The sequence below is a fragment of the Plantibacter flavus genome, assembly GCF_900177615.1.
Lineage (GTDB): Bacteria > Actinomycetota > Actinomycetes > Actinomycetales > Microbacteriaceae > Plantibacter > Plantibacter flavus.
Genome location: NZ_FXAP01000005.1, coordinates 177,059 through 189,594 on the forward strand (window position 1 = coordinate 177,059; position 12,536 = coordinate 189,594).

The window sequence follows — 12,536 nt, forward strand, 5'->3', positions numbered from 1 at the left end:
GGTGATCGGGGTGGTGGACTCCGACTCCTTCGTGAAGTGGGGCGCCGCCACCCTGTCCCGCGCGACCGGCTGGGACGTCGACCTCGTCCTCATCGAGAGCGACGTGTCCGCCACGGACCGGCAGGTGGACATCGCGCTGCTCCACACGGCGTTCGAGGGTCAGACCGTTCGTCGCCTGTCGCTCCGACGACTCGTCGACCTCATCCGGACCGAGCAGCCGGACGGCGTGTTCGTCTCCACGCGTGGGCCGGTCGCCGAGGTCGTCATCTCGGAACTCCTCGCGCTCGGGCGCGCCACCCGCCCGGTGCTGCTCACCGGTCTCCCCGGCATCTCGATCCCGGCGAAGTGGAAGGGGATCTTCCTCCGCGCGCAGGCGGACGTCTTCGTCCTGCACAGCCACCGGGAGGTCGCCGCCTACCGTGAACTCGCGCTGACGCACGGTGTCGAGCCGGCGTTCGCGCTCGCGACCCTGCCGTTCCTGACGGACACGGCGACCGAGTCACCGGCCGAGCCCGCCCCGCGCACCAGGGTCGTCTTCGCCGCCCAGGCCACCGTCCCGGCCGATCGCGGCGACCGGCTCCGGATCCTCTCCTGGCTGCGGACCCTCGCCAACCGGCACCGCGACCTCGACGTCGTGATCAAGGTGCGCGGCCTCGCCGGCGACCCGCAGACCCATCACGAGCACTACCCATTCGACACCCTCCTGACCGGTCCGACACCCGACAACCTGCGGGTCGCCACCGGGTCGATGGCGGTCCACCTCGGCCACGCGGCAGGGCTCGTCACCGTGAGTTCCACCGCCGCGATCGAGGCCATCGCCGCCGGGGTGCCGGTCATCCTGCTCGACGACTTCGGTGTGGACCCGGCGCTCATCAACACCGTCTTCGAGGGCAGCGGGCTGCTGGCTTCCAAGGACGACCTCATGGCCGCCCGGTTCCGGCACCCGAACCCGGACTGGCTGCAGCAGAACTACTTCCACCCCACCCCGGAGGACGACTGGATCCAGCGGTCGGAGGAGGCGTTCGCCGCGCGCGATCTCGGGACCCTGCCGATCCGTCCTCGGGCACGACAGAGTCGCGGCGGCATGCTCCGCACCGGTTGGGAGCGTCGTCGGGCGTTCGGGCGGGCTGACACGAGCGCGCTGGGCACGGTCGCCTTCGTCATCGGACGGCCACTGCAGATCGCCCGCCGTCTGGTCCGTCGCGCTCGTGGCGTCCAGCCGGCCGAGCGCCGACCGATCCCCTCCCGTCGGCTCGCGCCGATCGAGACGGAGACGCCGGTGCGCGCTCCGCACGGGGCTCGTCACCGCACGGCCCGCTGACGGAAGCGCCGCTCGACCGGAGACCGGTCGGGCGGCGCTCCAGGCTCAGTTGGAGCCGACCGTCACCACCGGTGCGCCCGTGGAGGTGTCGTCGGCGGGCATCTCGGCCGCGAGGCGGTTGGCCTCCTGGATGAGCGTCGCGACGATCTCGGACTCCGGCACGGTCTTGATGACCTCGCCCTTGACGAAGATCTGGCCCTTGCCGTTGCCGCTCGCGACGCCCAGGTCGGCCTCACGAGCCTCTCCGGGGCCGTTCACGACGCAGCCCATGACGGCGACGCGCAGGGGGACGCTCATCCCCTCGAGGCCGTCGGTCACGTCGTTCGCGAGCTTGTAGACGTCGACCTGGGCGCGCCCGCAGCTCGGGCAGGAGACGATCTCGAGCTTGCGCTCGCGGAGGTTCAGCGACTGCAGGATCTGCAGCCCGACCTTGATCTCCTCAGCCGGCGGCGCGGAGAGCGAGACACGGATGGTGTCGCCGATGCCCTCGGAGAGCAGGATGCCGAAGGCGGTCGCGCTCTTGATGGTGCCTTGGAAGGAGGGACCGGCCTCCGTCACGCCGAGGTGCAGGGGCCAGTCGCCGCGCTCGGCGAGCAGCCGGTAGGCCTTCACCATGACGACCGGGTCGTTGTGCTTGACGGAGATCTTGAAGTCGTGGAAGTCGTGCTCCTCGAAGAGGCTCGCCTCCCAGACGGCGCTCTCGACGAGCGCTTCCGGGGTCGCCTTGCCGTACTTCTGCAGCAGCCGCGGGTCGAGGGAACCGGCGTTGACCCCGATGCGGAGGGAGACGCCGGCGGCCTTCGCGCGCCGGGCGATCTCGCCGACCTGGTCGTCGAACTTCCGGATGTTGCCGGGGTTGACCCGGACGGCCGCGCACCCCGCGTCGATCGCGGCGTAGACGTAGGCGGGCTGGAAGTGGATGTCGGCGATCACCGGGATCTGGCTCTTCTTCGCGATGATCGGTAGCACCTCGGCGTCGTCGCGGGTCGGGACGGCCACGCGGACGATGTCGCAGCCCGAGGCCGTGAGCTCGGCGATCTGCTGGAGGGTCGCGTTGATGTTGGTCGTCTGGGTCGTCGTCATCGACTGGACGCTCACCGGGGCGTCGCCGCCGACGAGCACCTTGCCGACCTTGATCTGTCGCGACTTGCGCCGCGGGCTGAGCGTCTCGGGAACCGACGGAAGACCCAGATTGATAGCTACCACGAGCCTCAGCTTACGCGCGCGACGCCCCGCAGGCTCCCCGTGAGCTGAATGCCTGCTGGGACGTCGCGATCCACGGTCAACGGGCTGGCGGTGCCTCGCGATTCGCACGCAGGACGCCGAGCCGTTCCCGGTACTCGACCTCGTCGATGTCGCCCTGGGCGAAGCGCTCCGCGAGCGTCTGCTCGGCGCTCCGCGACCCGTCCTGGCGCCAGGCCCACGGCGGGCCCTGGTGGCCGTCCGGTGTCGCCCCGGACCAGGCTCGGCGACGCCACCGCCGACCGACGAGCGCGACGATGAGGACGATCACGGCGATCCAGAACGCGGGGATGAGGAGCAGCCAGAGGAGATGGAAGCCCGGCCCGGGACCGCCGGGATGCATGGCGGTCGCGGCGAGCACGATCAGGGAGGTGGACATGGAGGACTCCGTTCGTCGGGCGGACGACGACCGTCGTCCGCATCACGACCCCGAGCCTCCTCCGGATGGTGGCCGAGGGCATCCGACGACGGGACGGATCACCGCACTCCCCCGGGAGTACGGCGACCCGGCGCTCACACGCCGGGACTGACGAGCCCGGTCTCGTAGGCGATGACGACGAGGCGGACCCGGTCGCGCGCGGCGAGCTTCGACATGATGCGCGACACGTGGGTCTTCGCCGTGAGCGGACTGAGGAACAGCGCCCCTCCGATCTCCTCGTTGGTGAGTCCGCGTCCGACGAGACCCAGCACCTCGCGTTCGCGCTCGGTGAGCCCGGCGATCACGGCGTCGTCGAGCGGCGCCGCGATCGCTCCGGCGACCTGGGTGAGCAGCCGCCTCGTGACCCCGGGCGACAGCAGGGCGTCACCCGACGCGACCACGCGGACGGCCCGGATGAGCTCGGCCGGCTCGGTGTCCTTCACGAGGAAGCCGCTCGCGCCTGCCCGGATCGCCTGCGCGACGTACTCGTCGAGTTCGAAGGTGGTGACGACGATGATGCGGGTGGCCTCGAGCGCCGGATCCGCGACGATGGCCTCGGTGGCGGCCAGGCCGTCGCCTCCGGGCATCCTGATGTCCATGAGCACCACGTCCGGCCGTTCCCGACGGACGACGACGAGCGCCTCGTCCCCACCGGCCGCCTCACCGACGACCGCGATGTCGGGCTCCGCGTCGAGGAGGGCGCGGAACCCGCCGCGGATGAGTGCCTGGTCGTCGGCGACGACCACGCGGATCATGCGACGCCTCGGACCGGCACCCGGGCCGTGACACGGAAGCCGCCGAGCGGACTCCGCCCGGTCTCGAGGGTGCCACCGAGGAGCTCGGCGCGCTCGGTCATGCCGAGGAGGCCGTTGCCGTGCTCCGCGGGTCCGGGTGGGGCACCGACTCCGTCGTCCTCCACGAGCAACCGGTAGGTGCCGTCGACCTCGACGAGCTCGACGGAGACCCGTCCGGCCTGCGCGTGCCGGAGGACGTTCGTGACGCTCTCCTGCGCGATGCGGTACAGCGCCTGCTGCACGGCCGCGCCGGGCGTGGAGACGAGGCGCAGCTCGAGTACCGCGTCGACGCCCTGGTCTCGGAGGGACTGGACGAGGACTGGCAGTGCCTCGAGATCCGGCCCCGGCCGCCGCGGCGCGCCGGTCGTGGGATCCTGGGCCGCATCGGCACCACGGAGGACGTCGAGGAGGCCACGGACCTCGTCGAGCGACGCCTTGCTCGACCCCTTGATGTTCGTCAGAGCCTCCCTGGCACGTTCTGGCTGGGTGTCCATGAGATGCAGGCCCATGCCGGCCTGGACGGTGATCTGCGCGAGCGAGTGGGCGACCACGTCGTGCAGCTCACGGGCGATGCGCACGCGCTCCTCCTGGGCGGCGGACGCCCGACGTTCGCCCTGACGCCGGCGATCCGCGTCGAGCTGTTCGCGTCGGGTGCGGAGTCCCTCGGCGAGGAGGACGGCGACGATGACGAGGGCGGTCGTGGCCCCGACGCGGAACCCCGACACGTTCCAACCGAGCCCGAGCGCGACGGTCAGCGCGAGCGCCCACCCGACTCCCAGCGACGCATAGGTCCAGCCGCGCGCCCCACGGGCGATGCCGGAACCCGCAGCGAACGCCAGCGCCACGGCGGGAGGGCCCCAGGTGGGACCCGTCAGCATCGCGGCGGCCGACAGCACGGCGACCGCCGCGACCGTCGGCCCGGGCGACCGTCTGGCCGCGAGCAGGCAGAGCACGCCGGCGAGTGCCAGGAGGACGGCTGAGGAACGGGACCACCCCGAGGCGCCGGCACCCGGGCCGAAGGAACCGTGGAGGGCGAGCACCGCGGTCGCGGGCACCTGGACGAGGAAGGACACCACCACCGGCGCCCAGAGGCGCCAGACGGGGCGTCCTGGTCGGCGATCGCCTGTCGTCATCCAGGGTGCCGAACCCGTTTCGACCGATGCCATCCCTGCATGCTACTCGCGGGTCGGAGCCGCCGCGTCGCCCGCACGGAGCCTCCGCCGTACTCTCCGGGGAGTACGGCTGTACCGAGATGGGACGGCCCCGCGGGCTCCGTTCTCCTCGGCCTAGCCGAAGAGGTTGACCGGCTTGACGATGTCGGCGTACACGAGGAGCGCGCTCATGCCGCCGAGGACGATCACCACGCCGAAGGTGAGCGGGATGAGTTTCGCTGCGTCCACCGGCCCCGGGTCACGACGTCGGAAGATCTTCGCGAAGCGTCGACGGATCGCCTCCCAGAGCGCTGCTGCGACGTGCCCGCCGTCGAGGGGCAGCAAGGGGATGAGGTTGAAGACGAAGAGTGCGACGTTGAGCGACCCGAGGATGCCGAACACGGTCGCCGCCTTCGACGCGACGGGGATCTCGTCGAGGCTGACCACCTCGCCCACGACCCGTCCGACGCCCACGACGCTCATCGGCCCGTTGGGGTCGCGCTCGCCGGATCCGAACGCTGCCTGCCCGACGTCGATGAGTCGCTGGGGCAGGTTCAGGATGATGTTGGCGGTCCGGGCGATCGTGTCGCCGACGGTCGGCAGGATCGTGGTGACGGGCTGCGCCACCATCTGCTGCTGCGGGGTGATGCCGACGAAGCCGACCTCATGGGTCTTCGCCGAGCCGTCGGCGTTCGTCACGATCTTGCCGGTCTCGGCGTCGACGACGTCCCGCTCGAGCAGCAACGGCGTCAGGGTGAGGTCGAGTCGCTGCTCTCCGCGGGCGACCTCGAGGGCCAACGGCTTGCCCGGCGAATCCTGCACGGCCGCGGAGATCTCGGCGAAGGTGGAGATCGGGGTGCCGTCGATCGAGAGGATCGTGTCGCCCGGCTTCAAGCCCGCGGCGGCGGCTGGACCCTGCGGATCCCCCGCTGCACAGCTCTGGCGGTCGCTGGTGGACGGCAACACGCACTCGTACACCGAGGTCAGCGTGCTGCTCTGCTGCGGGACGCCGAACCCCGACACGGCGATACCGATGAACAGGACGGCGAGGACGAGGTTCATGAACGGCCCGCCGAGCATGACGACGATCCGCTTCCAGACGGGCAGCCGGTAGAAGGTGCGCTCCTCGTCGCCGGCGCCGATCGTGTCGGCACTCGCCTCCCGCGCGTCCTGGACCAGCGTGTCGAAGAAGCCGGTGCTGGCGTTCCGGGCGGCACCGCCGGGCTGCTTGGGCGGGAACATGCCGATCATCGAGATGTAGCCGCCGAGCGGGATCATCTTGACGCCGTACTCGGTCTCGCCCTTGCGGCGCGACCAGATGGTGCGACCGAAGCCGATCATGTACTGGGTGACCCGCACGCCGAACAGCTTCGCGGGCACGAGGTGACCGACCTCGTGCAGCCCGATGGACACGATGAGGCCCACGAGCACGATCACGATGCCGAGGAGGTAGAGGAGGACGGATTCCACGGCGTAACCCTACTCGCGCGGTCGGGTCACCGGCTGCACGCCGGCTGTACGGCCGCTCGGAAGCTTCCGACGATGGACGGGCAGGTCAGCCGATGCGCTGCTGCGCGCGAGCCCGCGCCCAGTGCTCCGCCTCCGCGAGCGCCTCCCGGGTGAGCTCGCCCTCGGGCGCCTCGTGGTCGTCCACGACCGCGCGGACGGTGTCGAGGATGCCGAGGTAGCCCAGCCGACCCGCGTGGAAGGCCGCAACGGCCTCCTCGTTCGCCGCGTTGAACACGGCCGGATAGGTGCGGCCCTGTCCGCCCACGAGCTTGGCCAGTCGCACCGCCGGGAAGGCCTCATGGTCGAGGGGCTCGAACGTCCACTGCTGAGGCGAGGTCCAATCGAGCGGGACGCCGACGCCTGGGACACGGTTGGGCCAGTCGAGCCCGAGGGAGATGGGGAGCCGCATGTCGGGAGGCGAAGCCTGGGCGATGGTGGAACCGTCGATGAACTCGACCATCGAGTGGACGATCGACTGCGGGTGGACCGTCACCTCGATGCGGTCGTACGGGACGTCGAACAGCAGGTGCGCCTCGATCACTTCGAGCCCCTTGTTGACGAGGGTCGCCGAGTTCGTCGTGACGACGAGACCCATGTCCCAGGTGGGGTGGGCGAGCGCCTCGGCCGGCGTGACGCCGGCGAGCGACGCGCGGTCCCGTCCGCGGAACGGCCCTCCCGAAGCGGTCAGGACGAGCCGTCGCACCTCGGTGGCGGTACCGGATCGGAGGGCCTGGGCGATCGCGGAATGCTCGGAGTCCACGGGCACGATCTGGCCGGGTGCCGCGATCCGTCGCACGAGGTCGCCACCGACGATGAGCGACTCCTTGTTCGCGAGCGCGAGCGTCCGGCCCGTCTCGAGCGCCGCGAGGGTCGGGCCGAGCCCGATGGAGCCCGTGATGCCGTTCAGCACCACGTCGGCGTCGACGCTGCGGATGAGCCGCTCGGCGTCGGCCGCGCCCAGGGCTGTGTCGTCGACGTGGAAGGCGGCGGCCTGCTCGGCGAGGAGCTCGGCGTTCGAGCCGGCCGTCAGGCCGACGACCTCGAAGCGGTCGCGGTCCCCCCGGATGACGTCGAGTGCCTGCGTGCCGATCGAGCCGGTTGATCCGAGGATGATGACGCGTCTCACGGCGGTCAGTCTACGTCGGCGGCGGTGCGGGCCGCTCAGCCTGCGGCGGGAGCCGTGGTGCTGCTCGCGTCGAGGATGTCGATGACGAACACGATGGTGTCGTCGGCCTCGATACCCGCCTGGCTGTTGCCGCCGCTCGGCCCGTACCCGAGGTCGGCCGGGATGACGGCGATGACCTGCGATCCGATGTGCTGGCCGGCGATGGCGCTCGAGAAGCCCTTCACCACGGCGGACAGCTGGAAGTTGGTCGGTCCGTTGCCCCAGCTCTCGTCGAAGACCTCGCCGGTCCGCCAGTTCACACCCTGATAGTTGATGATGACCTCGGCGTCGGGCTGCACCACCGCTCCGTCGCCCTGCTTGAGGACGGCGACCTGGAGATCGGCCGGAGCGGGCTCCTCGGGGATGGTGACCGTGGGTCGTCCGGCGGTGTCGAGCTCGACCGCGGGCATCCCGGCGACGGGTTCCTGCGGGACGCCGTCCGCCTTGGCGTCGCTGTGCACCGTGCTGAGCACGTCGGCCACGACCACCAACGGCTGGTCGGCCTGGACCGTGCCGTCGCTCGATCCAGCGGAACCGAACCCGTCGCCCGCCGTGACGAACGCCGCGATTCGGGATCCGACGGTCGTGCACTCGACGGCTCGGACGAGGCCCTTCAGGTACTTCTGGTCGTTGACGACGATCGCCGTGGCCGGGCTCGCGCCATAGGCGGTCTGCGCGACGATCGAACCGGTGACGGCGTTGTAGATCGACATCTCGACGAACGTCGTGTCGCCGGGATCGACCTGTTCGCCGTCGCCCTTCGCCACGATCGTGCGCTCGGTGGCGTCTGCAGCGAGGGTGCCCTTGGCGAAGGTGACCTTGGGGATCGAGCCGAAGTCGCCACTCACGCTGATCGCCTTGGAGGCCTTGCCGGCACTCGTGTCGGCGCACTCCCCCGGGCTGGCCAGCGCTTGCGACTGCGACGTCGCCGAACTGCACGCGGTCAGCGACACGAGGGACGCGATGACGGCCAGAAGGCAGAGGCTCTTGCGCACAGGGGAACTTTCGGTCGTTGCTGAGGGGTCGGTCCAGTTTCACCCACCAGGCTCCATGCTGGCTGACAGCGCGCCGAACATCCGCGGTGCGTCAGCACGCGGCAGTATGCCGAGTCGCGCATGCGTCGGCGGGTACAGTCGTGCGCATGGCCGATGAGGAGCAGACGCAGCGACGCGCCCAGGAACCCTCCGACCAGACCACGGTCGAACCGTCGACGGACGCCGCAGTGGCCACGCCTTCGAAACCCGGTGTCGTCTACTACTTCGGTCGAGCCGTCCTGAACACGACGGCCAAGCTGCTCTACCGCCCCAAGATCATCGGCCGGAAGAACGTCCCGAAGCGCGGGCCGGTCATCCTGGCGAGCAACCACCTCTCCTTCATCGACAGCATCGCGATCCCGATCAGCGCCCCACGCCGGGTGCAGTTCCTCGCGAAGTCCGACTACTTCACCGGACGCGGCCTGAAGGGCTGGGTCTCGCGCACCTTCTTCACCTCGATCGGCGCGGTCGGGGTCGAACGTGGCGTCGGGCAGGCGGCGCAGGAGGCGCTCGACCAGGGACGCCGGATCCTCGAGAGCGGTGAGGCCTTCGCCATCTACCCCGAGGGCACCCGGTCGCTCGACGGACGGTTGTACCGCGGCAGGACCGGCGTCGCCTGGCTGGCACTCACCACGGGCGCGACGGTCGTCCCGGTGGGCCTCATCGGCACCGACGACCTCATGCCGGTCGGCACGACGATCCCCAAGTTCAAACCGGTCACGGTGATCTTCGGTGAACCCATCGACGTGAGCCACCACGGCCCGGCGACCTCAGGGCGCGCCAGACGCAAGGCGACGGACGAGATCATGGCGGCGATCCACGCCCTCACCGGCCAGGAGCTCGCGAACGCCTACAACGAATCGCCGCCCGCCGACGCCGTCGAGCGCATCAAGCGCGCCTTCCGCCCGGAACGGCTCTGAGCCGCGGCGTCGGTCCACTCCTCAGGTGGTCGTCGCGACCACGATCGTCGGCTCATGGCGGACCGGGAAGTTCACCGAGTTGGCGATGAAGCACAGCTCGTTCGCGCGGGCGTGCCCTACGCGCGCCGCCTCGACCATCGATGCATCGGCGACCGTGACCTGCGGACGCAGGACCACCTCCGTGAACGCACCGCTCCCCGCGCCGTCCTCGACCATGGTCCCGACGGCGTCGTCCGTGTAGGCCGTCACCACGACACCGAGGGTCACGGCGACGTGCAGGTACGACAGGAGATGGCATTGCGCGAGGGCCGCCAGGAGCAGCTCCTCAGGGTTCCATCGACCCGGGTCGCCGCGGAACGGTTTGTCGGCCGAGCCCTCGAGGTCGTGCTTCCCGGCGGCCGTCACGGTGAGCTCCCGGGAGTAGTCCCGGTACCCGCTCGTGCCCGTCCCGAGGTCTCCGTCCCAGCGGACGCCGATGGTGTAGTCGTGGTGGCCCGTGATCATGCCACCAGTATCCCACTGGCCTCTCCACCGCGGCCCGCGTTCGCGGCCCCGCTGTCGGGAGGTCGCGCTACGCTGGAGGACTATGACTGACACGCTCGACACCACGGACCAGACGACCGCCTCCGCCCCCAGCGTGACGCAGGAGCGTCGCATCGTGACGGCCGTCCCGGGCCCGCGCTCGCAGGCGCTGCACGCCCGCCGGACCGCCGTCGTGTCCGACGGCGTGTCGAGTGTCCTCCCGGTGTACATCGAGCGCGCGCACGGCGCGATCGTCGTCGACGTCGACGGCAACCAGTTCATCGACCTCGGTGCCGGTATCGGCGTCACCACCATCGGCCACACGGAGTCCTCCGTGGTCGGCGCCGTCCAGGATCAGGCGGCCGACGTCCTGCACACCCTGTTCACGATCACCCCCTACGAGGAGTACGTGCGCGTCGCGGAACTCCTCGCCGAGCACACCCCTGGCGACTTCGCGAAGAAGTCGGTGCTCGTGAACTCGGGCGCCGAGGCGGTCGAGAACGGTGTGAAGATCGCTCGCAAGTACACCGGTCGACGGGCGGTCGCAGTGCTCGACCACGGGTACCACGGTCGCACCAACCTGACCATGGCGATGAACTACAAGGCCGCCCCGTACGCGACCGGCTACGGTCCGTTCGCCGGCGACGTCTACCACGCCCCCAATTCCTACCCGTACCACGACGGCCTGTCCGGAGCCGAGGCCGCGGCCCGCACCATCGCCTACCTTGAGAAGCGCATCGGTGCCACTGACCTCGCGTGCCTCGTGGTCGAGCCGATCCAGGGCGAGGGCGGCTTCGTCGTCCCCGCGGAGGGCTACCTCCCCGCGCTCCAGGAGTGGTGCACGGCCAACGGCGTCGTGTTCATCGCCGACGAGATCCAGAGCGGCATGGCGCGCACCGGCGAGTACTTCGCGAGCTCGCACTTCGGCCTCGTACCCGACCTCGTGCTCAGCGCGAAGGGTATCGCCGGCGGTTTGCCGCTCGCTGCGGTCACGGGGCGCGCCGAGATCATGGACGCGAGCCAGCCCGGCGGGCTCGGCGGCACCTTCGGCGGCAACCCGGTCGCGTGTGCCGCGTCGGTCGCGGTCTTCGAGTCGATCGAGTCCCGTGGTCTGCTGGCCGAGGCCGATCGCATCGGTGCCACGCTGACCGCGGCCCTTCTCGAGTTGCAGCGGAAGTACGACATCATCGGCGACGTCCGCGGGATCGGCGCGATGATCGCGATGGAGCTCGTCCAGCCGGGTACCGCCTCGACGACGAAGGAGCCCAACGCCGCCGCCGTCAGCGCCATCGCCGCAACCGCCGCGCAGCAGGGTGTGCTCGTCCTCACGGCCGGCACCTACGGCAACGTCCTCCGTTTCCTCCCGAGCCTCGCGGTCTCCGACGAGCTCATCGCGGACGCGATGACGGTCATCGATCAGGCGCTCGCGGCACTGTGAGCACGTCGGCCCCCCAGACGTTCGGCGTCGCGGAAGCCGTGGAGTTGGCCGTCGTCGAGCGCAGCGGCTTCATCGAGTCACGACACGCAGGATCGGCGATCGTCCTCGGGCCGGAGGGCGAGGTCCTCGCGAGCCTCGGAGCACCGGACGCACCGGTCTTCCCCCGCTCGTGCCTCAAGCCCTTCCAGGCGATCACGATCATGAACGCCGGGGTGTCCCTCGAGGGCGCTCAGGCCGTGCTCGCGACCGCGAGCCATGCGGGCACCCGCAAGCACGTCCAGGTCGTGCGGAGCATGCTCGGCCGCGCTCGGATCGAGGACTCGGCGTTGCAGTGCCCGGCCGATTGGCCCGGTGATCGCGCGTCCCGCGACGAGCTGGTCCGGGACGGCCTCGGCACGAGCCCCCTGTACATGAACTGCTCCGGGAAGCACGCGGCCATGCTGCTCGCCTGCGCACAGAACGGGTGGGACCAGGCGACGTACCTCGAGCCCGACCATCCGTTGCAGCTCGCCGTCCGCGACACCGTCGAGCGCTTCACCGGCGAGAAGCCCGCCGCCAGCGGGGTCGACGGCTGCGGGGCGCCGGTGTACGCGATCTCCCTGACCGGACTCGCACGTGGCATCGGGCGCGTCGTCAACTCCTCCCCCACCTCGCCGTTCGCCCTGTACCGGAACGCCGGGCTGCTCACGGCGGCGGTGCTCGCCAACGGCTGGGCACTCGACGGACCAGGTCGGGCGAACACGCTCGTCATCGAACGCCTCGGCCTGTTCGCGAAGCTCGGTGCGGAAGGCGTGATGGTCATGTCGGCACCCGGTGGCGCGACCGTCGCGCTCAAGGTCCTCGACGGCTCGCTCCGGGCCTCGACGATCGTCGCCCTCCGGCTGCTCGTCTCGGTCGGAGCGCTCGATGCGGCCGCCGTCGACGCCCTCGAACCGGAACTCGACCTGGCCATCCACGGTGGAGCCGCCGTCGTCGGACGGATCGCCGTCACCGCGGTCTGACCGCCCGGCGGACAGCTTCGG

At 70.6% G+C, this 12,536-nt stretch carries 12 protein-coding genes; 4 read left to right on the top strand and 8 right to left on the bottom strand.

Translation table 11 applies throughout. The annotated features are described in order from the left end of the window. Positions 1–13: 13 nt before the first annotated feature. A complete protein-coding gene (locus B9Y95_RS15600) occupies positions 14–1,321 on the top strand; it encodes a DUF6716 putative glycosyltransferase (protein ID WP_143736518.1) in 1,308 nt (435 codons plus the stop codon). 45 nt (positions 1,322–1,366) lie between these two features. On the opposite strand, the gene ispG is transcribed toward B9Y95_RS15600, so the two are convergent. From ispG to B9Y95_RS15635, 7 genes are all read right to left on the bottom strand, one after another. Further along, positions 1,367–2,527, bottom strand: coding sequence for a flavodoxin-dependent (E)-4-hydroxy-3-methylbut-2-enyl-diphosphate synthase (ispG, locus tag B9Y95_RS15605; protein ID WP_064295337.1), 1,161 nt, complete (start codon positions 2,525–2,527; stop codon positions 1,367–1,369). A gap of 76 nt (positions 2,528–2,603) precedes the next feature. After that, complete coding sequence (locus B9Y95_RS15610) at positions 2,604–2,942, bottom strand: SHOCT domain-containing protein (protein WP_085513187.1); 339 nt, start codon at positions 2,940–2,942, stop codon at positions 2,604–2,606. 134 nt (positions 2,943–3,076) lie between these two features. Further along, positions 3,077–3,736 carry a response regulator gene (locus tag B9Y95_RS15615; RefSeq protein ID WP_085513188.1) on the bottom strand — a complete coding sequence of 220 codons (660 nt, stop codon included), beginning with the start codon at positions 3,734–3,736 and terminating at the stop codon, positions 3,077–3,079. Beyond that, positions 3,733–4,941 (bottom strand): sensor histidine kinase, encoded by a 1,209-nt coding sequence (locus B9Y95_RS15620; RefSeq protein WP_085513190.1) that lies wholly within the window; start codon positions 4,939–4,941, stop codon positions 3,733–3,735. The genes B9Y95_RS15615 and B9Y95_RS15620 overlap by 4 nt, the downstream gene beginning before the upstream one ends. A gap of 120 nt (positions 4,942–5,061) precedes the next feature. Continuing rightward, positions 5,062–6,396, bottom strand: coding sequence for a M50 family metallopeptidase (locus tag B9Y95_RS15625; RefSeq protein ID WP_085513192.1), 1,335 nt, complete (start codon positions 6,394–6,396; stop codon positions 5,062–5,064). 85 nt (positions 6,397–6,481) lie between these two features. Next, entirely contained in the window at positions 6,482–7,561 is a 1,080-nt protein-coding gene (locus B9Y95_RS15630; RefSeq protein ID WP_085513194.1) for a 1-deoxy-D-xylulose-5-phosphate reductoisomerase, read from the bottom strand. 35 nt (positions 7,562–7,596) lie between these two features. Further along, positions 7,597–8,595 carry an FKBP-type peptidyl-prolyl cis-trans isomerase gene (locus B9Y95_RS15635; RefSeq protein ID WP_085513196.1) on the bottom strand — a complete coding sequence of 333 codons (999 nt, stop codon included), beginning with the start codon at positions 8,593–8,595 and terminating at the stop codon, positions 7,597–7,599. 146 nt (positions 8,596–8,741) lie between these two features. Here B9Y95_RS15635 and B9Y95_RS15640 point away from each other — a divergent pair, with 146 nt between their 5' ends. After that, complete coding sequence (locus B9Y95_RS15640; RefSeq protein ID WP_085513198.1) at positions 8,742–9,554, top strand: lysophospholipid acyltransferase family protein; 813 nt, start codon at positions 8,742–8,744, stop codon at positions 9,552–9,554. A 21-nt stretch (positions 9,555–9,575) separates the two neighbouring features. Here the strand turns inward: B9Y95_RS15640 and B9Y95_RS15645 are convergent, their stop codons facing one another. After that, on the bottom strand, positions 9,576–10,055 hold the full coding sequence (locus B9Y95_RS15645) for an OsmC family protein (RefSeq protein WP_085513507.1): 480 nt from the start codon (positions 10,053–10,055) through the stop codon (positions 9,576–9,578). Positions 10,056–10,140: 85 nt separating this feature from the next. On the opposite strand from B9Y95_RS15645, the gene gabT reads away from it, so the two are divergent. Together gabT and B9Y95_RS15655 are read left to right on the top strand one after the other, a co-directional pair. Continuing rightward, entirely contained in the window at positions 10,141–11,514 is a 1,374-nt protein-coding gene (gene gabT / locus B9Y95_RS15650; protein WP_085513200.1) for a 4-aminobutyrate--2-oxoglutarate transaminase, read from the top strand. Continuing rightward, the gene (locus B9Y95_RS15655; RefSeq protein WP_085513202.1) at positions 11,511–12,515 is read left to right on the top strand and encodes an asparaginase; all 1,005 of its coding nucleotides are present in this window, start codon (positions 11,511–11,513) and stop codon (positions 12,513–12,515) included. Before gabT ends, B9Y95_RS15655 begins: the two co-directional genes overlap by 4 nt. Positions 12,516–12,536 lie beyond the last annotated feature (21 nt).

Excerpts from the sequence above, each read along its gene's own strand:
- B9Y95_RS15615 (WP_085513188.1), bottom strand. The coding sequence starts at position 3,736 with ATGATCCGCGTGGTCGTCGCCGACGACCAGGCACTCATCCGCGGCGGG.
- gabT (WP_085513200.1), top strand. The coding sequence starts at position 10,141 with ATGACTGACACGCTCGACACCACGGACCAGACGACCGCCTCCGCCCCC.
- B9Y95_RS15640 (WP_085513198.1), top strand. The coding sequence starts at position 8,742 with ATGGCCGATGAGGAGCAGACGCAGCGACGCGCCCAGGAACCCTCCGAC.
- B9Y95_RS15620 (WP_085513190.1), bottom strand. The coding sequence starts at position 4,941 with ATGGCATCGGTCGAAACGGGTTCGGCACCCTGGATGACGACAGGCGAT.
- B9Y95_RS15610 (WP_085513187.1), bottom strand. The coding sequence starts at position 2,942 with ATGTCCACCTCCCTGATCGTGCTCGCCGCGACCGCCATGCATCCCGGC.